Source organism: Nannocystis punicea (genome assembly GCF_026965555.1).
Classification (GTDB): domain Bacteria; phylum Myxococcota_A; class Polyangia; order Nannocystales; family Nannocystaceae; genus Nannocystis; species Nannocystis punicea.
This window is the reverse complement of record NZ_CP114040.1, coordinates 12530512-12550560: the sequence shown is the minus strand read 5'-3', so window position 1 is coordinate 12550560 and position 20049 is coordinate 12530512. Positions and strand designations below refer to the sequence as shown.

The window sequence follows — 20049 nt, the reverse complement described above, 5'->3', positions numbered from 1 at the left end:
GGGGTTGTACTGGAAACGAAAGAGCCGCCCAAGGGGGGCGGCTCTCGTGTCACCAAGAAGTCACGGCGGCTTCACTCGGGCTTCGTGGTGAGGATGACGATCGGGAAAGCCTGGGCGCCGCGGGCGAGGTCGACGGCGCCGAGCACCATGCCGTACTCGCTGTCGTCGGCGGCGTCGAGGTACAGGGAGTTGTCGGGCCGCGCGTTGAACATGCGCGTCAGCTTCTCGGTCAGCTCGGCGCGGTCGACCTCGATCTTGTTGATCGCGGTCTTGCCGTCGGCGGCGACGCTGAGCACGAGCGGCTTGTCGGGGTCGTTGGCCTGGTCCAGCTGCTCTTCCTTGTCGTCCTTCGGCGGCAGGCGGACCCAGAAGCTCTTGGCCATCACGGGCGCGAGGACCATGAAGATGATGAGCAGCACGAGGACGACGTCGACCAGCGGGGTCACGTTCATCTCGGGCTGGACCTTGGCCTTCTTGAAGCCGGTGTTGAGGCTGGCGCCCATGGCTAGTCGACCTCCCCGCCGCCGTCCCACTTGCGCTGGGAGCCGACGGCCAGCGAGACGCCGCCGAAGCCGATGTCCTGCACGTCCTTGAAGAAGGTGCGGACGGCCTTGTAGGGGACCTTGGCGTCGCCGCGCAGGAGCACCTTGCGCTTGGGGCTCTTGGCGTACACGTCCTTCAGCAGGGCGATCGCCTGCTCGCGGGCCATGTCCTGCTCCTCGAGCGTGTAGACCTCGTTGCGATCGATCGTGACGACGAGCGGCTCGTCCTTGCTGTCGGCGTCCTTGTCCGGGAACATGACGCTTATCAGCTCGATCGGCTTGTCATCCTGCATGTTCGGGATGATGAGCATGAAGATGATCAGCAGCACGAGGACGACGTCGACCAGCGGGGTGACGTTGATGCTGGGCTTCGGCCCTTTACCGGGTTTACCGGTCTCGACCGCCATGCCCATGGGCGCCCTCCAAGTAGTCGATGAGCTCGCCGGCGGCGTGCTGCATCTGCATGTCGAGGCGGTCGAAGCGGCCCGACAGGTAGTTGAAGAACAGCACCGAGGTGATGGCGACGATGAGGCCGACCGCGGTGACGATCAGCGCCTCGGCGATACCGGCCGAGACGGCGGCGATGCCACCACCGCCGGCGGAGGCGATGCCCTGGAAGGCGACGATGATGCCGATGACGGTGCCGAACAGGCCGATGAACGGCGCGGTCGAGCCGATCGAGGCGAGCATGCCCATGCCGCGGCGACCCTCGGCGCTGTAGAGCTCGAGCTTGCGGGCGAGCTCGCGGCGGGTCAGCTCGGCGGCCGCGGCCGGGCCGCCGTCCTTGCGCTCGTTGGCCTGGAAGGTCTGCACGCCGATCGCGGTGAGGCGGGCGAGCGGGTTGCGGGTGAAGCGGCGGGCCAGCTCGATCACCCCGGCGATGTCGCCGTCGGCGAACTGCGAGCGCGACTTGCTGGCGAACTCCATCGACTCACGGTCGGTGCGGCGCAAGACCCAGGTGCGCTCGATGATGACCGCGAAGCTGGCCACACCCATGCCCAGCAGCGAGATCGCCACCAGGCGGGAGAGGAGGCTCATGCTTTCCCAGATCTCGAACAGTGACAGCTCCATGACTCAAGTCCTCTCAGTGTTGCTGCTCGCGCGCGTCATCCGCCGCCGGTGAGCTTGAAGGGGAAGTTGACGATGATCCAGACCGAGATCGGCTCGCCGTCGAGCTTGGACGGGGTGTACTTCCATCCCTTGACGACGCCGATGACGGCGGCCTTGAACAGCTTCTCGGCGTTGGTCTTCTCTTCGTCGCCGGAGGCCGTGTTGGTGGCCCGCAAGATCTTGGCGCCCTTGACCGTGCCGTCGCGGTGGACGTGCAGCTTGAGCACGACCTCGCCCTCGATGCCGGCGTCGCGCAGCTCGCCCGGGTAGTCGGGCATCTTGTTGCCCGGGTCCGGCGTCGGCACGCTCGCCCGCTCCGGCCGGTCGACCGGCTTGGTCGGGTCGATCGGCTCCTCGACCTTCTTCGGTGGGTCGGGCTTCTTCGGCGGCGGGTCGGGCTTCTTCGGCGGCGGCGGCTTGTCGGCCTTCTTCGGCTGGCCGTTGCCCTGTCCGGGCTCACCTGCCCCGAAGTTCTTGTCGCTGCTGGGCGCGGCCTGCTCGGGCGGCGGACCCTCGGGGATGACCTTCGGCGGCTCGAGCTTCGGCTTGGGCTTCGGCTTGGCCTGCGGCTGGGGCTTCGGCACGTCGGGCGGCGGAGGCGGGGGTGGCTCTTCTTCCACCTCCGGCTCGGGCTGCTCGTCGACGGCGAAATCCTTGATCTCGGGCTCGAGGACGACGGCGACCTCGGGCTCGCGCAGGCGGTCGCGCCAGGCCCAGGTGCCGATCACCAACATATGGCCGAACAGGGCCAGGACGATCGCCCGCTTGTTCCGGCGTACGAACACCTGATCGCGGGTCGCGGGGTCGAAGCCGTTGAACATCGGGACGCGACGGTTTATGACGAACAGGCTTTGCAGCCCGATGTCGCGAATGTTCCATCTCTGTGACATCGCCCAGGGGCGTGACTTGTATTCTCACAAGTTTCTTGGCTGTCACATCCGACAGGCGGCCGCCTGCGCGTTACGCTCGGCGTGATGCGGGTCGACGACCTCGGCTGCACGATCGACGGACGAACGCTGCTCGAGGCGGTGTCCTTCTCGATCTGCGGCGGTGAGTCGCTGGCCGTCCTCGGCCCGTCGGGGGCCGGCAAGAGCGTGCTGCTCCGCTGTCTCCTGGGACTCGCTCCGGCGCAGGCGAGGGTCACCGGGACGTTGTTCTGGGACGATCGCAGGGTGCCGCTCGCCGACCGTCCCGCGCTCGCGAGGCTCCGCGGCCGTGGCCTCGCGCTCGTGCCTCAGGCCGCCGCCGCGAGCCTCGACCCGATGCGCACCGTCGGCGAACAGTTGCGCGAGGTCTGTGTGCTCCACGACACGGACAGCCGTCCGCGTGAACGACTCGCCGAGGTCGGCCTGTCACAGGAGTTTGTCGGTCGCTTCGCGCACGAGCTGAGCGGCGGCCAGGCCCAGCGCGTCGCCCTCGCCCTCGCCCTCGCCTGTCGCCCCGCGGTGCTGCTGGCCGACGAGCCGATGGCCTCGCTCGACTGCGTGAGTCAGGTCGAGCTCGTCGAGCTGCTGGTCCGCCGCTGCGCAGCTGAACAGGTCGCGCTGGTGCTGGTGTCGCACGACCTGGCCCGCGTGGCCGGCTGCTGCGCGCGAGCGCTCGTGCTGGACCGCGGGCGGATGGTCGCCCACGGCTCGCTGGCCGAGTTGCTGGCCGCTCCCCCCGAGCCGACCACCGCGGCGATGGTGGCGGCGGCCCGCAGGAGTTGAACGAATGAACATGTCTCGTTCAACAGGTCCTTTGGAGCATGTCTCGAGGGACATCCTCATCGGGCGCGGGTTGACGGTCGGGAGGCGGGTGCGCGGGGTCGACCTCGAGCTCGGGCCGGGCTCGGGGCTGGCGGTGATCGGCCGCTCGGGCTCGGGCAAGTCGACTCTGGCGCGCGCGCTGGTCGGGCTCGAGCCGGAGCTCGCGGGGTCGCTGACGCTGTCGGGGCGCGAGCTGGTCGGGGCGTCGCGCGCGGCGTGGGCGGGGCTGCGGTCGCAGGTGCAGCTGGTGTGGCAAGACCCGGTGACTGCGCTCGACCCGAATCTCTCGGTTCGTCGCAGCCTTGAGGAGTCGCGGCTGCTGGCCGGGCGCGACCGGTTCACCCGCGACGACCCGCGGCTGCGCGCGCTGATGGAGCGCGTGGCCCTGGCGCCCGAGCTGCTGGACCGTGTGCCCGGGGCGCTGAGCGGCGGGCAGCGGCAGCGGGCCGCGATCGCGCGGGCGCTGGCCGCGGCGCCGTCGCTGCTGATCGTCGACGAGATCACGAGCGCGCTCGACCGGCCGGTCGCCTGGACGATCGTCGACCTGCTGCGCTCGCTGCGGGCCGAGGCGATCGGGCTGCTGATGATCAGCCACGATCTGTCCTTTCTGCCAGGCACGGTGGAGCAGGTGCTGGTGCTCGCGGACGGCCGCCCGGTCGAGGCCGGGCCGGTGGCGACGGTGCTTGCCGCCCCGCAGGCCGAGGCCACCCGCGCGCTCGTCGACGCGGCGCCGCGGCTCTGATAGAGGATCGCGGGATGGGGACCGAGCCGGTCGTCTACGTCTTTCACCACGCGGCGCCGATCGCCGTCGGCCACCGCGTGGAGCTGCAGTTCTTCGAGCGCGACACGGGCTTCTTCAGCGTGGAGTACAGCGAGCAGCTCGACATGCCGCTGATCCGCGACCTCGACACGGGAATCGAGTACGCGCCGGAGTGGTTGTTCAAGCGCGAAGCTCGCGATCACCTCGGGCCGAGCTCGCCGCGCGTGCTCGAGATGTCCCCGTCGGTCCGGCCGACCCGCGCGCTGACCGGGACGGTGGTGGCCTGCCGCGTGGTCACGGGGCTGGTGGCGGCCGACTGGACGGTGTTCACGTACCTGACGCTGCACGAGGAAGAGACGCGCATCTATCGCTGATCCCGGGCTGCGAGAAAGTCGGATGTGCACTGCCCGGCGGGGCGTTCTATAGTGAGAGGATGAAGCGCAGTGGAGCGGCGATTGGTTGCATCGGCGCGGTGATGACTTGCTCGGCCTGCGGGCCCGAGCCGATCGCGCAGGAGGAGCTCGAAGAGGTGTGCGGCCAGGATGGGCCGTTCCGGATCCTCCCGCTGGAGCCCGACCGTCAGCTCCTCTTCGGCTGGACCGAGCGGGTCGGTGAGCGGCTGTTGTTCGTCACCCATCGGATCGCACCGGGCGAAGAAGCGGGGGACTTACCGCGGTGGAGCGAGCCGGAGGTGTGGTCGACGGGCCTGTGCGGCGAGTCGCCGGCGCTGGTCGCCAGCGGCGTCGACAACATCTTCACCCTCGAGCGCTGGCCAGGAGTGGTGCTGGGCTGCGACGAGGCGACCGCGGAGATCGTGAGCCTCGATCCGCTCGGAGAGCGCGAGCCGCACGTGGTGTTCGCCGGCGACCCGGAGGCCCTCGGCTGCGCGCTGCGCTGGACGGACCACGGGCTGCTGACCGTCGTCCCGCACGACGACGACGTCGGTGCGCTGGTGCTCAGCCCTTACCCCGACGACCCGCTCACCCAGACGTCGGAGCCCGAGGTGCTGCTCGACGACGTGCGTATCACCCCTTCGGGCGAGAGCGGCACGGGCATCGTCGCCGACTCGATCCGCACCTTCCCCGACTTCGTGCTGGCGCTCGACGGCGCGGGGACGCTGTTCCGCGCCGATCTCGCCGACCGCTCGGTGACGCCGCTGCTGGACGAGGTGCGCTCGCTGGAGGCGTCCCACGACGGGCGCTGGCTGCTCTGGCAAGACTCGACCCTCACGCGCGACGATCCCGAGTACCCCGAGGGCGACATCATCCTGCGCGACCTGTCGACCGGGACCGACGCGCTCTTGGCCCAGACGTCGCTGCAGTACAGCGCGTTCCCGCTCATGATGGCCACCAACGGGATCGTCCAGCTCGGCCTCGGCTACGTCGACGGTGAGCCGAAGAGCCGGATCTTTTTCCTGCCCGGGCTCGACTCCGTCGACGTGCGGCCGGACCTGTCCCTCAACGCGAAGATCGACGACGAGCGCTGGGTCGGGAGCCTCCTCTTCAGCAGCTACTACGACCTGTTCGACCTGCGCGCGGGTACGTCGCGGCGGCTGTTCGAGCGCCCGGGGCGGATCCGGTGGTTCGAGGAGGACGGCCTGGTGCTGTTCGAGGCCAAGCAGTGCTGTATCGACGGCACCTGGAGCGACGAGGGGCCGATGTGGCGGGTGCCCTACGATGGCATGCCGCAGCAGATCGCCAAGCGCGTCACGGGCTACACGCGCCGGCTGCCCGACGAGCGCCTCCTCGGCCCGGTCGGCATCGACGACGAGTGGAGCGCCGATCTCATCGTGACCGACCCCGAGACGCTCGCGGAGCGACTCGTCGACCACCACGTGTTCGCCACCTCGCTCGACGTGTGGTGGGGCGAAGAAGACGGGCTCTTCAGCTACTCGGTCCGCGACGGCGAACGCTCGGGGGTGTACGTCGCTCGCTTGCCGCCGCACGCGCGCAGCGGGCTGCGCAAGGCGACGCGCGAGCACGAGGCGGTCGACTGGGTCCGCGGCGCCGATGGGCGGCCGATGCCGGTGCCTCGGCTGCGCTCCGGGACGCCGGACTGGGCGGCGCTGGCGGCGGTGCAGTCGAGCGCCGCGAAGTGAGACGGCCGAGGTCGGACTCGCTCGACCAGGCGGTGGCCGCCGGCTCGCCACATCATGGCGGCCGCGAGGTCGACCTGCTCAGGCGGCGATTCCGGTTCGCGACCTCATCACGGGCCGCCAGATCGGGCCTGCTCCACCAGACCTCGACGCGGGCACCTTCGAACTCATCGCGGGTTGCGAGGTCGGCCTGCGTGCCTTCGACCGCGAGGACACGCGACGCCTGCACGACGACGGCGGGCGATCAATCCTCGTCGTCTTCGTCCTGGCCGGGCGGGAGGGAGCCGCGCTGGGCGTGCATGCGGGCGGTCAGCTCGAGGAAGAAGCGCTCCATCGGCCGGGCGACGTCGGGGCCGTGGAGGACCTCGACGAGGCGGGTGGCGGCCTCGAAGGTGCAGACGGCCTCGGGGCGGGGGGCGTGGCGGATGCCCCAGCGCGAGGGACCACCTGGCGGAAGGGACACCTTTGAAAAGTCGGCGACGTGGGCGGCGCGCCGGGCCATGCGCGAGCACTGGTGCCAGGTGCCGTCGAGGATGACGACGCAGCGCCGGCGACCGGGGGCTGTCTGCAGCAGCTCGGGGCCGGCGACCTGCGCGTCCTCGGCGGGGAACAGGACCACGTAGTCGAGGTCGGGCTCGGTGAGCGGGCCGGTCTCCATGGCCTCGTTCTGCGCGCCGTAGAAGACGATCGGGGCGCGCAGCGCGGCCGCGGCCGCCCGGCCGGTGCTGGTCGGCTTGTGGCGCTCGCGGTTGTGCTGGACGAGGACGAAGCGGGTCGGCAAATCGAGGACCGGCAGCTCGGCGCACAGGCACCGCTCGAGGTGGAGGCCGCAGACGGGGCAGCGCGGGCGTGAGCTCTTGCGCGAGGACATGTTCTGAAGGACAGGGCGAATGGGACAGGGTGAATCGGACAGGGCCGTTCGAGCAGGCCCTTCAGGTCATGTCCGAGAGGGCAGCCGAGACGCGAGCGCGCAAGGCGGGCGGGAAGACGGCGCGGTGGTGGACGAAGCGCTCGCGGGCGAGGCCGCGGAGCAGCGGGGAGGCGTCGAGGAGGCGCTGGACGCGGCCGCCGCTGCGCAGGACCATGAGCGCCTCGTCGTCGGTATACGCGTCGATCTCGACCCGGTCGATGGCGCCGAGGTAGGCGGGCGCGACGCCCTCGCCGGCGAGCACCTCGGCGAGCCTGACCTCGGCGGCGGCGGAGTCGACCTGCGGGCCCAGCCGCAAGGTCTTGAACAGGCGCCGGCCGACGAGGCCGTCGGCGAGCTCGCGCAGGACGGGGTCGGCGCTGCGAGTGTAGGCGGCGAGCGCCTCGGCGAGCGCGTGGTCGTCGAGGCGCAGGTAGCGGTGGACGTCGACGTCGCGGCCGCGCAACAGGTCCTCGAGGACAGGCGGCGTGCCAGGCTCGGGGCCGAGCTCGCACAGGCGGCGGAACAGCGCGCGGATCATCATCTCGGCGGCGCGCGCGGCCTTGTGCAGGTAGACCTGGCGGTACATGTAGAGGCGGGCGAGGAAGAAGCCCTCGACCGCGGTGAGGCCCTTCTCGCCGTCGACGGCCAGCCGCGCGGAGGTCGAACCCTCGGGGACGTAGAGCCGCAGCGAGGCGAGCAACCAGTCGACGTCGAGCAGGCCGTAGCGCACGCCGGTCATGTAGCTGTCGCGCATCAGGTAGTCGCAGCGATCGACGTCGAAGGTGCCGGAGACCGCGCGCGCGAGGTGGCCGATCGGGCCCTGGCCGTGGATCAGCCGCTCGACCAGCGCCGGCGCGGTCGGGTCGAGCTCGGCGAGCACGCGGTGAACCTGCGTGTCGGGGTCGAGCAAGATCCGCGAGGTCCACACCTCGTGCCGCGGCGCGCCCGGGAGCACCGCCTCGAAGGTGTGACTCAGCGGGCCGTGACCGAGGTCGTGCAGCAGCGCGGCCGCGAGGGCGACGTGGGCCCAGTGATCGTCGATGCGATCGTGCGGCGGGAGCTCCTGCGCGAGGGTGCGGACGCGATCGAGGTAGCGCTGCATGACGTGCGCGGCGCCGACGGCGTGGGCGAAGCGTGAGTGCTCGCCGCCGGGGAAGGCGAGCGCGGCGAGGCCGAGGGCGCGGATCCGTCGCAGGCGCTGGACCTCGGCGCAGTCGAGCAGCCGCGTGACGAGGCGGGCGGTGGCGCCGCTGAAGGAGATCAGGCCGTGCACGGGATCGCGCAGGAGCATCGCGCGGAGCCTACTGCAGGCGCGGGCGGCTGGCGATCCGGCGATCTTGGCGGTCGATCGCGGGCTCGCAGGGCGGGCGGGCGAGGTGAGGCAGACGGCCGGCGAGCGCTCATTCGGCCGCGCGGGGCTGCTGGCGCGGCGGTCGGCGATCCAGCGGGCCCGGCCGAGGCTGCGAGGCGGAGGCGAGCGCGAGCGTCGTGAAGCAAGTCTCACGCGCTGTCTGGCGCCTCCGCGACGCCGGGGGCGGCCCGCGGCGGATGCTCCGCGCGAAGGCTCCGCTCGTGTCGTGAATCGAGCCCGCGCCCGAGCGAGCGTCGACCTCCGCGTCCCGGGCGGCGGCTCACGGGGCAGCGACGGGCCGGGCGACCTCGTCGCTCGCGGCTCCGGGCCCGCGGCGATCGAGCGCGTGCGGCGTGTTATCCTGCGCCCCTTCGTTCATGGCCGATACGCCCGCCACGCCGCCGAACCCGCCCGCGTGCCGCAAGTGCGCGTTCGTGTTCGAGGCGGGCATGACGTTCGAGCGCTGCCCCAATTGCGGGACGCCGACGCAGGCGCCGCCCGAAGAGAGAGGCCGGGTGATCCTGCCGCGGCTGACGTCGCTGCCGCTGCCCGGCACGCCGATCGGGAGCATCCGCAAGACGCCGGCCAACGCGACGCTCGAGGGGTTCTTCGTGCCGCCGACGCTGGTCGGAGACCGCCCGGCGAGCGAGCGCACCGACGCCCCGAGATCGCCGACGTCGCGGCCGCCGTCGCAGCCGGCGCCCGAGGCCGGCAGCGGCGAGGACGACCTGCCGGCGCCGGTGTCGACGACGCGGCCGTTCACGCTGCCGAAGATCGCGACCGCGACGCGGATCGCAGTGCCCGCGGTGCTCGACAGCCGCGACCTCGAGAACAGCGCCGAGCTCGACCTGCCGCACCTCAGCGAGATGTCGATGGTCACCGCGCGCGCGGTGTCGCGGTCCGACGACGTCGACGTCGACCTCGCGGACATCAAGGCCGAGACGCGCGAGCTGCCGACGCAACCCGACGCGCCGCTGCCCCCGCCGCGGCCGCAGCTGCAGTCGCGGCGCCCGACCGTGGTGCTGACGCCGACGACGCCGGAGCCGGGCGCGCTGGCCTACGCGGGCCTGGTCGGGCTGTTCGCCGCGCTGGTGGCCAGCTTCTGGTTCCACTACGCCCGCGGGGAGGAGGCCTCGCTGGTGGCCGGCTCGTACGCGGCCAAGGTGCTGTCCGATCCGGCGGCGATCCGCGAGCGCGACGAACGGCTGGCGGCGCTGTTCGACGACGACACGATGGACGGCTACCTCGCGGCGATGGCCGTCGCGGAGCAGACCGAGGACCCGCTCGGGCGCGCCGAGGCGGCGCTGCGGATCCACCTGCGCTACGGGCCCGATCCGGTGCGCGAGTCGCAGGCGAAGACGTGGCTGGCGGCGACTGTCCAGCGCGAGAACTTCCGTGCCGAGCGGATCCGCGGCCTCGCGGCGATCGCCGACGGCGAACCGGCGACGGCCCAGGGGCTGCTGGCGGTGGGCGCGGAGCCGGGCGTGACGCTCTACCGCGGGCTGCTCGCGCTGGCCGCCGGCAACCACGCGGCCGCGGCGGACTATGCCTCGGAGGCCATGTCCTTACGGCCAGGCGATCAGGCGGCCCGATGGCTGGCGTTCGCGGCCGAGCTGGCGAAAGATCGGCGGGCGACGCTCGACCCGCTGCGCGACGCGGCCGACCGGCAGCCGCAGCGGCCGACGCTGCAGCTGTTGCTGGTCGACGCGCTGATCTCCCGCGGGCGGCTGGCGGAGGCGCGCGATCGGCTCGAGGCGCTGGTGCGCGAGCCGGGGGTGAGCGACATGCATCAGGCGCGCGTGCTGGTGCGCCACGCCCGGGTCGCGGCGGCGTCGGTCGAGGTGTCGCGCAGCGTGTACTGGGCCGACGAGGCGATCAAGCTGGCGCCGCGCGATCCGGAGGTGGTGCACGCGTCGCTGCGGGTGCTGATCGAGGCGGACGAGCTGGCGCGCGCGCAGCAAGGTCTGACTGCGCGGCTGCGCGACGCGCCGGACGACCTCGAGGCGCAGGTCCTCCAGGCCGAGCTGGCGCTGCGGGCGAGCAACGAGAGCGCGGCGTTGCGGGCGATCGAGAAGCTGGCGGCGGAGACACCGACGCTGATCGAGTCGATGTTCCTGCGCGGTCGCCTGGCCCTGCTCACGGGCGAGCTCGGCGACGCGGCGGGGCACTTCCACGACGCCGCCAATGCCGAGCCGCCGCACGTGCGGGCCGCCGTCGAGTACGCGCGCCTGCGGCCGCGCGACGAGGACACGCTGGCGCTGCTCGACCGCCTGTACGCCAAGCGCAGCCGCGATCCGACCGAGAGCGCGCGGGCGGACCTGCGGGCGCTGGCGCTGGCGCGCGCCAACGTGCTGGTCGAGCTCAACCGACGCGAGGCGGCGGTGGCGACGCTCGACAGCGCGCTCGCGCAGGACCCCGACGACAACGCGGCCCAGATGCGGCGCGGGGGGCTGGTGCTCGACACGCCGCGGTCGGACGCCGGGCGCGTCGACCTGCTGGCGGTGTACGAGCGCACGGGCGGGTTCGCCGGGCTGATCGGGCCGCTGAGCCGCCTGTACATTCGGTCAGGTGAGTTGCGGGCGCTCGAGGCGATGGTGCAGCCGCACCTGAGCGACGTGCGGGCGCCGGACGAGGTGGTGCTGGCGATCGCGCGCCTGCGCCTGGCTCAGGACGCGGTCGAGGCGGCGGAGTCGCTGACCGACCAGATCTTGCTGCGCTCGCCGGACTCGTGGGAGGGCCACCTGCTGAAGGCGAAGGTGCTGCTGGCGCGCGGCGAGCCGGCGCTGGCGCAGGCCGAGCTGCGGCTCAGCCGGCCCAGCCAGGCCAACCCCGACGTCGAGCTCGCGGCCGGCAAGATCGCCGAGCGCAGCGGTCGCCTCCAGGACGCCCTCGCCAACTATCGCCGCGCGCACCTGCTCGCGCCGACGCTCCACGAGGCCGGCTACCTGTACGGCCACGCGCTGCTGCAGCTCGGTCGCGCCCAGGAGGCCGTGACCGAGCTCAGCGCGGTAACGCGGGCGACGGAGGCGTTTCCGGCCGCGTTCGTGGCCCTCGGCCAGGCGCAGTACGAGCGCGGCAACTTCGAGGAGGCCCGCCGCCAGCTCCAGCGCGCCGTGGCGCTCGCGCCCGGCCTCACCGAGGCGCACTACTGGCTCGGTCGCTGCGAACACGACCTGCAGCTCGACGCCGAGGCCGCCATCAGCCTCGGCCGGGCGGTCCGCGGCGCCGCACCCGGGACCGCCTGGCTGCCCGACGCGCACCTGTGGCTTGCGCGCGCCGCCGAGGCCCATGGCGACGTCGCCACCAGCCGCACCGCGTACGAGGAATTCCTGCGCCTGGCGCCCGCGAGCGCGCCCAGCCGGCGCGAGGCGGAGCGCGCGCTGGCCCGCCTGACCCGGCCGCCGTGAGCCCCTTTACGCGCGGGCCCGGCTTGTCGATACTCGCGGCCCCGCCGGAGGAGTGGCCGAGCGGTCTAAGGCAGCGGACTTGAAATCCGCCGTGTCCGCAAGGGCACCGAGGGTTCGAATCCCTCCTCCTCCGCCAACTTCGCTCTCCGTCCCCCGGGACATGTACCCGAGAGCATGCTCCAAGGGGCATGCTCGAACGGCCATGTCCCTGGGGATTGAGGAGCGGCCGAGGCAAGGGCCTCGATCCGCCTCGCCCGCAAGGGCACCGAGGGTTCGAATCCCTCCTCCTCCGCCAACTTCGCTCTCCGTCCCCCGGGACATGTACCCGAGAGCATGCTCCAAGAGGCATGCTCGAACGGCCATGTCCCTGGGGACCGAGGAGCGGCCGAGGCAAGGGCCTCGAATCCGCCTCGCCCGCAAGGGCACCGAGGGCTCGAATCGTTCTTCGCTCCCTCTCTCGGGTCATGTCCCCGAAAACATGCTCCGAGGGGCATGCTCGAGCGACCATGTCCCCGGGGACCTGCCCCGAAAGTCAGTAGCGCGTGGGCGGCTTGCCCTCTTTGCTGCGCGGCACCCGGCGCTCGAGCCGCTGCTCCCACTCGACGCCGGCGATCGGCACCACGTAGACGGTGGGGCAGACCAGGCGGCGATCGGTCGAGCCGAGCCGGCGGGCCCAGTACTCGACGTCGACGACCTGGTACGGCACGTCGTCGATGACGACGACCTCGTGGATCCGCGGGACGAACTGCACGTCCTCGGTGGTCTCGGTGCGGAACAGCAGGCGGCCTTCGCAGGCGTACTCGACGTAGGGCATAGGTCGCGCAGCCCGAGTCTACCGCGAAGCCTCGCCGAGCAGCGCCGCCCGCAGCGCGTCGGGGGCGTGGATCGGGGCGCTGCAGACCTGGGCCCGGCAGACCAGCGCCGCCGGCGGGCCCTCGGCGGCCTCGAAGCTGACGGCCAGGCGCGCGCGCATGCCCGGCCGCGCGGCGGCGACGGTGCGCGCGAGCTCGCCGACGGCCTCGGGCGAGGCGCCGCGCAGGGTGACGTGGACCGCCTCGGAGGCCGCGAACTGCGCGGCGGCGATCAGGCTGGCGAACGCGAAGGGCTGGCGGATCGCCGCACCCTGCCGTTGCAGGCACGCCTCCGCGGCCGCGCGCGCCCCCGCCGGGGCCACGCCCGCGAGGTCGAGGCGCAGCAGCACCTCGACCATCGGCCCGAGGCCGCTCGGGATCGCCGAGTCGTGCTGCGACTCGGTGCGCTCGATCAGCCGCTCGGCGTCGTCGGCGGTGACGTAGAAGCCGATGCCCCCGGACACCGCGTGGTGCGCCAGCGCGTAGCGAGCGAGCTTCGCCGCGGCCTCCTGCCAGGCGAGGTCGAGCGTGGCCTCGTGGAGGTCGAGGCAGGCGCGGGCCAGGAACGAGAGGTCCTCGAGGTAGCCGCGCGTGTGCACCACGCCGTCGAAGTCGACGCGCATGACCTCGCCGTGGGCGTTGACGTGGGCGTCGAGCAGCCGGCGCGCGGCCGCGGTGGCCAGGTCGAGGCAACGCGCGCGCAGCTTCGGCTCGCCCCACTGTTCGGCCGCCGCCGCCGCGCGCACGAGGCCGGAGACGAGGAGGCCGTTCAGGCGGTGAGGATCTTGTCGTCGCGCAGCGGCGGGACCCGCTGGTAGCGGGCGGCGAGCAGCTTCGCCCGCAGCGGCGCGAGGCGGGCCTCGAGCGCGGCCGCGGTCATACCGAGCGCGTCGGCGATCTGCGCGAGCGGCTGGGCGAGGTGGAGGATCGACATGCCGTGCTCGAAGTTGCCGCGCGGGTCGACGCCGTAGACCGCGGCGAAGAAGGCGGCGTCGTCGCGGCTGCCGAGCACCTCCTCGAGCTGGGCCGGGGTCCAGCAGAAGTACTTGCCCTCGACCCCCTCGCTGTCGGCGTCGGTGGCGGCGTAGAAGGTGCCGGCCGGCCCGCGCATGTCGGCCTCGAGGTAGGTGACCGTCTCGCGCACGACCCGGCGCAGGAACTCACGCTCGGGCCAGCGCAGGCTGGCGTCGGCGTACAGCCCGAGCAAGAGCGCGTTGTCGTAGAGCATCTTCTCGAAGTGCGGCACCAGCCACACGCGGTCGACGGCGTAGCGGGCGAAGCCGCCGCGGAGGTGGTCGTAGATCCCGCCGCGCCACATCTTCTCGAGCGTCAGCAGCAGCTCGTCCGAACCTGTCCCATCGAACCTGTTCTGAAGCATGAGAACTTCGAGACATGTCGCGTTGGGGAACTTGGGCTGGCGGCCGAACCCGCCCCACTCGGGGTCGATGCGGGCGACCAGCTCGTGGGCGGCCGCGGCCAGCGGCTCAGGCCCGACCAGCGCGCCCTCGCCGTCCTGTCCGCCTGCGGAGAGCTCGCGGATGCCCTCGAGCAGCTGTTCGGCCTGGCCCTCGACGTCGGCGCGGCGGGTCTTCCACAGGTCGACGAGCGCGAGCAGCAGCTGGCGGAAGCTCGGGCGGCCGTAGCTGGGGACCGGCGGGAAGTAGGTCCCGCCGTAGAACGGGCGGTGGTCCGGGGTCAGGAACACGGTCAGCGGCCAGCCCCCGCCCTGGCCCATCAGCAGCACCACCTTCTGGTAGATCTCGTCGATGTCGGGCCGCTCCTCGCGGTCGACCTTGATGTTGATGAAGTGCGCGTTCATCAGCGCGGCGGTCTCGGCGTCCTCGAAGGACTCGTGGGCCATGACGTGGCACCAGTGGCAGGCGCTGTAGCCGACCGACAGCAAGATCGGCCGGTCCTCGCGGCGGGCGCGCTCCAGGGCCTCGTCGCCCCACGGGTACCAGTCGACCGGGTTTTCCGCGTGCTGGCGGAGATAAGGGCTCTTGGATTGCGCGAGGCGGTTCATGGCCGGTCTGGAGTGTGCGTGCTCCTCGCCCGGGCGCCGCCCCCCCAATGTGCGCCGTTCCTCACGCCCCGCGTCGCCCACGGCCCTCTCCAGCCGCCCGCCAGACGCTCCGAGGGCTGGACCCTTTTAAAATTTCTGGTAATGTCCGCGCCCCGCCACCTGGAGAGGTGTCCGAGTGGTCGAAGGTGCCAGACTCGAAATCTGGTGTGGCGAAAGTCACCGTGGGTTCGAATCCCACCCTCTCCGCAAGTTTATCCCCGAGAACACGCCCCACAGCACAGCAAACCAGAACACCCGGAGAGGTGTCCGAGTGGTCTAAGGTGCAAGATTGGAAATCTTGTGTGGGGCAACCCACCGTGGGTTCGAATCCCACCCTCTCCGCACCGGCCTCAACAACCGGCACTTATGCCCCGAGCGACGGCTCTCTCGTAAACCCCGCCAGGACCGGAAGGTAGCAACGGTAGCGAGAGAACGGGTGTTCGGGGCGCTTTTATTGGTTCTGCACGCTGCGATCGCGTGAGCCCGCGGCCTGCTCGGTGCGTGCGCTCCAGGTCGAGCGCCCACCTGCGAACCTCCGCGGTTCCAAGCGCCGAGCGCCACGACGAGCTCGCTGCCCGCGACGAGCCTTCTTGGCGATCAGCCCGTGTCGATCCGGAGACCCGGGCAGCGAAGTCCGCTGGCCGGCTCGGCCTTCTGCCGAGCGCCCCGATGAGCTCGCTGCCCGACCTCCGAACCCGCTCGCGCGGAAGCACCGCGAAGACCGGCTCGAGCCCCGGCCGTCACGAGGAGTGATGCACCGCGATGAGCTCGCTGCTCGACCTCCCGAACCCGCTCGAGCGGCAGCACTGTGCTGGCCGGCTCGAGCCTCGGCCGTCACGAGGAGCGATGCACCGCGATGAGCTCGCTGCTCGACCTCCGAACCCACTCGAACGGACGCACTGTGAAGGGCCGGCTCGAGGAGCGATGCGCCGCGATGAGCTCGCTGCTCGACGTCTCTGCCTTTCGCAGGAGCCGAGCCCGCGAGGAGTGCAGGCAGTCTCAGCCGCGGAACTCGTCCTTCGCACGCCGTCGCGCCGCCAGCTCCTCGACCGTGCTCGCGCGGACGAACGGGTTGGTGGCCCGCTCGTCCGCGACCGTGGTCGGCGTGGTGCAGCTCGGCAACGCCGCGGCTCGCTCGGCGATCGCAGAGTTGTCGGGCTCGACCGCGGCCGCGAAGCGCAGGTTGGCCGCGGTGTACTCGTGCCCGAACCACAGCCGCGTCGACGCCGTCAGCGCGGTGAGCTGCTGCAGGCTCGCGTGCATCTGCGCAGGTGTCCCTTCGAACAGGCGACCACAGCCGGCCGCGAACAGGGTGTCCCCGGTAAAGACGTCGTCGGGCTCGCCCTCGGCGCCGACCAGCCGCCAGGCGATCGCGCCGCGCGTGTGCCCCGGGATGTGCAGCCCGAGCAAGCGACGCCCGGCGAGCACGAGGCCGGTGTCTTGCCACGCGTCGGTGCTCGCGTCGACGAACACGCTCTGCTTGGGGATCCGTCCCCGATCGCTGGCATGCCCGGCGACCCACACGTCCTGGTCCCCCACCAGTTCGTCGATGCCGCCGACGTGATCGTGGTGGTGATGGGTGGCGAGGATCCCCCGCAGCCGCCCGCCCGCCGCGGCGATCGCCTGCGCGGGCGGCCCCGGCTCCGACGGATCGACGAGCCAGACGTCCCCCGCGGCATCGCGCAAGAGGTACGCGTAGTTGTCGCGCAGGCATGGAACGGGCTCGATGGTCAGCACGCGGACGTCTTAGCGGAGCTCTCCCGCGAGCTCAAGCCAGCCTGTCTTTTGGGACATTTCTATCGAGCCGAGCGTGGGGGCCGGGAACACCCGAGGCCGCAGCCCCCGACGCTCGACGGGACTCTCGAGAGCCCGACGCGACCGAGCGTACGGGAGTTCGCGAGGAGGCGGTGGCTCATCGCCGACGACCTCTCACTTCGACCGTCGAAGCCGGTGCTCCCGCTCGGCGAGACCCTGCACGCAGTGTGCCGAGACACACCGAGGTGAGATGACCGCTTGAGTTCGCTGGTCCCGCTCACTTCGACATCTCATGTCCTTTCGGGCCGACGACCTCTCAGTTCGACCGTCGAAGCCGGTGCTTCTGCCTGGTCGCGACCTGCCCACCGCGCGCAGCGGGTTTGACCGCTTGAGTCCGCTGGCCCGGCCCTCTCGATATCTCCTGTCCTTCGGGACATGTCACACGCGCGAACGACGAGACGTGTCCCGCGAGCGAGCAACCGGCTCAGCCACAGCAGCGAGGGCGCGAACGACGAGTGTCGTGCGCGCCCTCGTGAAGCTCGAAGCTCGTGGTTCAGCGGCCGCGACCGCCGCCGCCGCCGAAGCCTCCGCCGCCACCGCGACCACCTCCGCCGCCGCCGCCGCCGCCTCCGCCGCTGAAGCCCCCGCCTCCGCCGCCGAAGCCTCCACCGCCTCCGCCGCCGCCGAAGCCTCCGCCGCCTCCGCTGCTGAAGCCGCCCCGACTACCGCCGAAGCCGCCCCCGCCGCTGAAGCCTCCGCTCGAGCCGCCGCTGAAGCCGCCCCGACTGCCACCGCCGCTGAAGCCCCCGCCGCTGAAGGTCGGGCCCGAGCCGCGCGAGCCGCCCCAACCACCGCCGTCGCCGAACGAGCTGGTCGCGCTGCGCGGCCCGCCGCGCGAGCCCGAGGTCGCGGGCACGTAGGTCGCCTGCGACGACGCGAAACCCCCCGCGCTGCTCGGGCGCGCGGCCCCGGCCGCCATCGTCCCGCGCTCACCGCCACCGCTCGTGCCCGGAGGCGCGTAGGTCGGCCGATACGTCGCGCTCATGCCGCCCGCGCTCTTCGAGCCGCCGGCCGACAGACCACCTGCCCCCGGGGCCATGTAACCGCGCCCCCCGCCGCTCTCGCCGCCCGGCCGCGCGCCGCCCGACACCGGCATGCTCGGGTAGCTCGCGCTCGCACCGGTGACCGTGCGCGTGCCGCCGGCCGTCCACGAACCTGGCCCTTGGGGCAGCTGGCTCGGCCGCGTGCTCGGGGCCGCCAGGTTGGACGGGCCGCCCGCCTGACCGCCCGGGCCGAGGCCGCCGCGACCGCCCTCGGGCGCCGCCGCCAACCCGCGCGGCCCGCTGGCGCCCGCGCTCATGCCCCCGCCGTGCGGACCCGCGGCCAGGTCGGTCGGTCGACCTGTCCCCGGAGACATGCCGCCGTTGTTGGCGTTGGGCCGGCTGAGCTTGTCGCCGAAGCCCTGGTTCCCCGTGGGCCCGCCCGTCGACGCGTTCATCGTGTGCCGCGTGCTGCCCGTCGGCCCGCCGGTGCTCGGGGTCGTGTGCCGCACCGAGCCCGGATCTTGCGGGTAATAGTTGTAGTAGTACGACGGCGGCATGCCCCACGCGTGGTAGCCCCAGTAGCCCACGCCGCCCCAGTACCAGCCGTTGCCGTAGAAGCCCCAGCCGTAGGAGTACGGGACCCACGGGTAGTAGTAGTTCCACGCGTACACCAGCGGCGACGGCGGGCCCCAGTAGTACACCCAGTTGTTGTAGTAGGGGCTGTAGTAGACGAAGTTGCCGTTGATGTTGTAGTACCAACGATCGGACCACCACACCCGCGGATAGGTCTCGATCGCCTCGGGGTACGTGTGCACGTACGTCACGACCTTGACCTGCTGCCCGTCGCTCAACGTCTCGGTGCCCACCAGGCCCGGCGGATTCTCGATGTTGGCCTCGGTCTGCGCCGTCGGATCGGCCGGGGCCTCGCCCGGAATCGCGTAACCGTTGGCCTGCGGCGCCCCGGTCGGCGTGGCGTACGACTCGCTCTGCACGTACACCGTCTCGTAGGCGGCCGGCGCTGCGGCCACGGTCCGCGGGATCTCGTCCGGGTGAACCGCCCCGGCCCCGACGTTCCGCGTGCAACCACCAGCGAACGAAAGCACGAGCGCCAGTGCGCTCACGGGGCCGATCCAGGGACGCTTGTTCATGACCGTGACTCCACCTCGGCGAAGATGCTGAGGTTGATGCTGAGGTTGACGCCAAAGCGTAGCGTTTATTGGCAGGCCGGGCCACGAAGGGGCGCCATCTCCGCCCCCAGCGCGCGTTACGACCGCGTGGCACGATCGCGCGAACGGCCATCCGTGTGCGCCGTCACGGGTCCCGCGCCCCCGACCTCGCGTCCTGCTTCCCCTCATCCGCCACCGCACAGCGTTGACGTAGGTGTGGCTCCAAACCTATGCTCGAGGTGCGCTCATGAGTGCGGAAATTCACGTCCTCAAGTTCCTGACGGGCAAGTACAAGGGCGAAGAGTTTCCCCTCGACCCCGACAAGGACCACTACGTCGTCGGCCGCAGCAGCGATTCGGACCTCGTGCTCGCCGATGACGCAGTGAGCCGCAAGCACGCCCGCTTCTTCGCCGAACGGCAGCGCGTGTGGGTCCGCGATCTCGGCTCGCGCAACGGGGTCCACGTCAACGGCAGCCTCGTCCAGCGCCACTGCCTCCGCGCCGGCGACCGCATCTCGATCGGCGGCAGCCTCATGAGCGTGGTGGTCGCCAAGCCGAGCCAGGTCGGCGCCGCCCCGCGCGCCGGCGAGAAGAAGCGCCGCACGCCGACGACGGTCGACTTCTCCAACCGCTCGATGACGGGCAGCATCGAGGAGATCCCGCTGGTCGACGTGCTGCAGTGGCTGGCCGCGAGCCGCAAGACCGGCACGCTCAACGTCCGCAACCTCGACACCGTGCAGACCGGCCGCGTGTACCTCCGCGACGGCTACGCGTTCTCGGCGACGATCGACAAGAGCGCCGCGGCGCTGCTGCCCGAGAAGGCGCTGATGCGCATGCTGGCGTGGAAGCGCGGCACCTTCGCGCTCGAGAACGCCGCGCCCGAGCAAGCGCCGGCCCAGGAGATCAGGAGCGCGATCGAACACATCCTGATGGAGTCGGCCCGCCAGCAGGACGAGATCCTCCACCTGGCCGAAAAGACACCCGTGCCGACCTACGGCGCCGAGGTGTCGCTGGTCCAGCCGTCGCCGATCCGCTGGCACACCCTCCCGCCCGAACAGCTCGACGTCGTGCAAGACCTCGCCGAGGGCAGGACCTGGTCCTTCATCCTCGACTCGTCCCCGCAGGACGACCTCGCCCTCACCAAGCTGATCGTCGAGCTGCGCAAGAAGCGAGTCGTCGAGTACTCCTGACGACCGCCGCGGCCGAGCGCCGCGAAGTGCAACAAGTCGTCGAGGGTGACGCTCGCCGCG

Annotated in this window: 17 protein-coding genes, 3 tRNA genes and 1 other RNA gene; 10 read left to right on the top strand and 11 right to left on the bottom strand. The window is 71.7% G+C overall.

Annotation, left to right across the window (positions count from 1 at the left end; all coding sequences use genetic code 11):
• Nucleotides 1-71: 71 nt before the first annotated feature.
• The 4 genes from O0S08_RS48325 to O0S08_RS48310 are packed head-to-tail and all read right to left on the bottom strand — an operon-like array spanning nt 72 to nt 2473.
• Nucleotides 72-503, bottom strand: a complete 432-nt coding sequence (locus O0S08_RS48325) for an ExbD/TolR family protein (protein WP_269036336.1) — start codon at nt 501-503, stop codon at nt 72-74.
• A 2-nt stretch (nt 504-505) separates the two neighbouring features.
• A complete protein-coding gene (locus O0S08_RS48320; RefSeq protein WP_269036335.1) occupies nt 506-955 on the bottom strand; it encodes an ExbD/TolR family protein in 450 nt (149 codons plus the stop codon).
• Nucleotides 930-1613 carry a MotA/TolQ/ExbB proton channel family protein gene (locus tag O0S08_RS48315; RefSeq protein WP_269036334.1) on the bottom strand — a complete coding sequence of 228 codons (684 nt, stop codon included), beginning with the start codon at nt 1611-1613 and terminating at the stop codon, nt 930-932. The genes O0S08_RS48320 and O0S08_RS48315 overlap by 26 nt, the downstream gene beginning before the upstream one ends.
• 35 nt (nt 1614-1648) lie before the next feature.
• A complete protein-coding gene (locus O0S08_RS48310; protein ID WP_269036333.1) occupies nt 1649-2473 on the bottom strand; it encodes an energy transducer TonB in 825 nt (274 codons plus the stop codon).
• 153 nt (nt 2474-2626) lie between these two features.
• Here O0S08_RS48310 and O0S08_RS48305 point away from each other — a divergent pair, with 153 nt between their 5' ends.
• Genes O0S08_RS48305 through O0S08_RS48290 form a run of 4 tightly spaced genes read left to right on the top strand, consistent with a single transcriptional unit; the run spans nt 2627 to nt 6258 of the window.
• Nucleotides 2627-3361: an ATP-binding cassette domain-containing protein gene (locus O0S08_RS48305; protein ID WP_269036332.1), complete on the top strand. Its 735-nt coding sequence runs from the start codon at nt 2627-2629 to the stop codon at nt 3359-3361.
• Between the two features lie 10 nt (nt 3362-3371).
• Nucleotides 3372-4142, top strand: a complete 771-nt coding sequence (locus O0S08_RS48300) for an ATP-binding cassette domain-containing protein (RefSeq protein ID WP_269036331.1) — start codon at nt 3372-3374, stop codon at nt 4140-4142.
• Nucleotides 4143-4156: 14 nt separating this feature from the next.
• A complete protein-coding gene (locus O0S08_RS48295) occupies nt 4157-4534 on the top strand; it encodes a hypothetical protein (RefSeq protein WP_269036330.1) in 378 nt (125 codons plus the stop codon).
• 59 nt (nt 4535-4593) lie between these two features.
• Nucleotides 4594-6258, top strand: a complete 1665-nt coding sequence (locus tag O0S08_RS48290; RefSeq protein WP_269036329.1) for a hypothetical protein — start codon at nt 4594-4596, stop codon at nt 6256-6258.
• 241 nt (nt 6259-6499) lie between these two features.
• On the opposite strand, the gene O0S08_RS48285 is transcribed toward O0S08_RS48290, so the two are convergent.
• Both O0S08_RS48285 and O0S08_RS48280 read right to left on the bottom strand, forming a co-directional pair.
• A complete protein-coding gene (locus O0S08_RS48285) occupies nt 6500-7126 on the bottom strand; it encodes a tRNA-uridine aminocarboxypropyltransferase (protein ID WP_269036328.1) in 627 nt (208 codons plus the stop codon).
• A gap of 61 nt (nt 7127-7187) precedes the next feature.
• On the bottom strand, nt 7188-8456 hold the full coding sequence (locus tag O0S08_RS48280) for an HD domain-containing protein (RefSeq protein WP_269036327.1): 1269 nt from the start codon (nt 8454-8456) through the stop codon (nt 7188-7190).
• A 437-nt stretch (nt 8457-8893) separates the two neighbouring features.
• Between O0S08_RS48280 and O0S08_RS48275 the strand changes: the two genes are divergently transcribed.
• Together O0S08_RS48275 and O0S08_RS48270 are read left to right on the top strand one after the other, a co-directional pair.
• Nucleotides 8894-11923, top strand: a complete 3030-nt coding sequence (locus tag O0S08_RS48275; protein ID WP_269036326.1) for a tetratricopeptide repeat protein — start codon at nt 8894-8896, stop codon at nt 11921-11923.
• Between the two features lie 46 nt (nt 11924-11969).
• Nucleotides 11970-12059: transfer RNA gene (locus O0S08_RS48270), tRNA-Ser, on the top strand.
• Between the two features lie 396 nt (nt 12060-12455).
• Here the strand turns inward: O0S08_RS48270 and O0S08_RS48265 are convergent.
• The 3 genes from O0S08_RS48265 to O0S08_RS48255 are packed head-to-tail and all read right to left on the bottom strand — an operon-like array spanning nt 12456 to nt 14797.
• Nucleotides 12456-12737, bottom strand: a complete 282-nt coding sequence (locus O0S08_RS48265) for a hypothetical protein (protein ID WP_096329088.1) — start codon at nt 12735-12737, stop codon at nt 12456-12458.
• An 18-nt stretch (nt 12738-12755) separates the two neighbouring features.
• Nucleotides 12756-13520 (bottom strand): YyaL domain-containing protein, encoded by a 765-nt coding sequence (locus tag O0S08_RS48260; RefSeq protein WP_269036325.1) that lies wholly within the window; start codon nt 13518-13520, stop codon nt 12756-12758.
• Between the two features lie 23 nt (nt 13521-13543).
• Nucleotides 13544-14797: a thioredoxin domain-containing protein gene (locus tag O0S08_RS48255; protein WP_269036324.1), complete on the bottom strand. Its 1254-nt coding sequence runs from the start codon at nt 14795-14797 to the stop codon at nt 13544-13546.
• Nucleotides 14798-14958: 161 nt separating this feature from the next.
• On the opposite strand from O0S08_RS48255, the gene O0S08_RS48250 reads away from it, so the two are divergent.
• The 3 genes from O0S08_RS48250 to ffs all read left to right on the top strand — a co-directional run bounded on the left by O0S08_RS48250 (nt 14959) and on the right by ffs (nt 15294).
• Nucleotides 14959-15043, top strand: a tRNA-Ser gene (locus tag O0S08_RS48250).
• A gap of 50 nt (nt 15044-15093) precedes the next feature.
• A tRNA-Ser gene (locus tag O0S08_RS48245) sits at nt 15094-15178 on the top strand.
• Between the two features lie 20 nt (nt 15179-15198).
• Nucleotides 15199-15294: signal recognition particle sRNA small type (gene ffs, locus O0S08_RS48240), an RNA gene on the top strand.
• Nucleotides 15295-15835: 541 nt separating this feature from the next.
• Here ffs and gloB read toward each other — a convergent pair.
• Nucleotides 15836-16573 carry a hydroxyacylglutathione hydrolase gene (gloB, locus tag O0S08_RS48235; RefSeq protein WP_269036323.1) on the bottom strand — a complete coding sequence of 246 codons (738 nt, stop codon included), beginning with the start codon at nt 16571-16573 and terminating at the stop codon, nt 15836-15838.
• Nucleotides 16574-17144: 571 nt separating this feature from the next.
• A complete protein-coding gene (locus O0S08_RS48230) occupies nt 17145-18782 on the bottom strand; it encodes a hypothetical protein (RefSeq protein ID WP_269036322.1) in 1638 nt (545 codons plus the stop codon).
• A 265-nt stretch (nt 18783-19047) separates the two neighbouring features.
• Here O0S08_RS48230 and O0S08_RS48225 point away from each other — a divergent pair, with 265 nt between their 5' ends.
• The gene (locus O0S08_RS48225) at nt 19048-19989 is read left to right on the top strand and encodes a DUF4388 domain-containing protein (RefSeq protein WP_269036321.1); all 942 of its coding nucleotides are present in this window, start codon (nt 19048-19050) and stop codon (nt 19987-19989) included.
• Nucleotides 19990-20049 lie beyond the last annotated feature (60 nt).

What these genes read in the sequence shown, in the direction of transcription:
- O0S08_RS48325 (WP_269036336.1), bottom strand. Translation starts at nt 503, where the DNA reads ATGGGCGCCAGCCTCAACACCGGCTTCAAGAAGGCCAAGGTCCAGCCC.
- O0S08_RS48320 (WP_269036335.1), bottom strand. Translation starts at nt 955, where the DNA reads ATGGGCATGGCGGTCGAGACCGGTAAACCCGGTAAAGGGCCGAAGCCC.
- O0S08_RS48315 (WP_269036334.1), bottom strand. Translation starts at nt 1,613, where the DNA reads ATGGAGCTGTCACTGTTCGAGATCTGGGAAAGCATGAGCCTCCTCTCC.
- O0S08_RS48310 (WP_269036333.1), bottom strand. Translation starts at nt 2,473, where the DNA reads ATGTTCAACGGCTTCGACCCCGCGACCCGCGATCAGGTGTTCGTACGC.
- O0S08_RS48305 (WP_269036332.1), top strand. Translation starts at nt 2,627, where the DNA reads ATGCGGGTCGACGACCTCGGCTGCACGATCGACGGACGAACGCTGCTC.
- O0S08_RS48300 (WP_269036331.1), top strand. Translation starts at nt 3,372, where the DNA reads ATGTCTCGTTCAACAGGTCCTTTGGAGCATGTCTCGAGGGACATCCTC.
- O0S08_RS48295 (WP_269036330.1), top strand. Translation starts at nt 4,157, where the DNA reads ATGGGGACCGAGCCGGTCGTCTACGTCTTTCACCACGCGGCGCCGATC.
- O0S08_RS48290 (WP_269036329.1), top strand. Translation starts at nt 4,594, where the DNA reads ATGAAGCGCAGTGGAGCGGCGATTGGTTGCATCGGCGCGGTGATGACT.
- O0S08_RS48285 (WP_269036328.1), bottom strand. Translation starts at nt 7,126, where the DNA reads ATGTCCTCGCGCAAGAGCTCACGCCCGCGCTGCCCCGTCTGCGGCCTC.
- O0S08_RS48280 (WP_269036327.1), bottom strand. Translation starts at nt 8,456, where the DNA reads ATGCTCCTGCGCGATCCCGTGCACGGCCTGATCTCCTTCAGCGGCGCC.
- O0S08_RS48275 (WP_269036326.1), top strand. Translation starts at nt 8,894, where the DNA reads ATGGCCGATACGCCCGCCACGCCGCCGAACCCGCCCGCGTGCCGCAAG.
- O0S08_RS48265 (WP_096329088.1), bottom strand. Translation starts at nt 12,737, where the DNA reads ATGCCCTACGTCGAGTACGCCTGCGAAGGCCGCCTGCTGTTCCGCACC.
- O0S08_RS48255 (WP_269036324.1), bottom strand. Translation starts at nt 14,797, where the DNA reads ATGAACCGCCTCGCGCAATCCAAGAGCCCTTATCTCCGCCAGCACGCG.
- O0S08_RS48230 (WP_269036322.1), bottom strand. Translation starts at nt 18,782, where the DNA reads ATGAACAAGCGTCCCTGGATCGGCCCCGTGAGCGCACTGGCGCTCGTG.
- O0S08_RS48225 (WP_269036321.1), top strand. Translation starts at nt 19,048, where the DNA reads ATGAGTGCGGAAATTCACGTCCTCAAGTTCCTGACGGGCAAGTACAAG.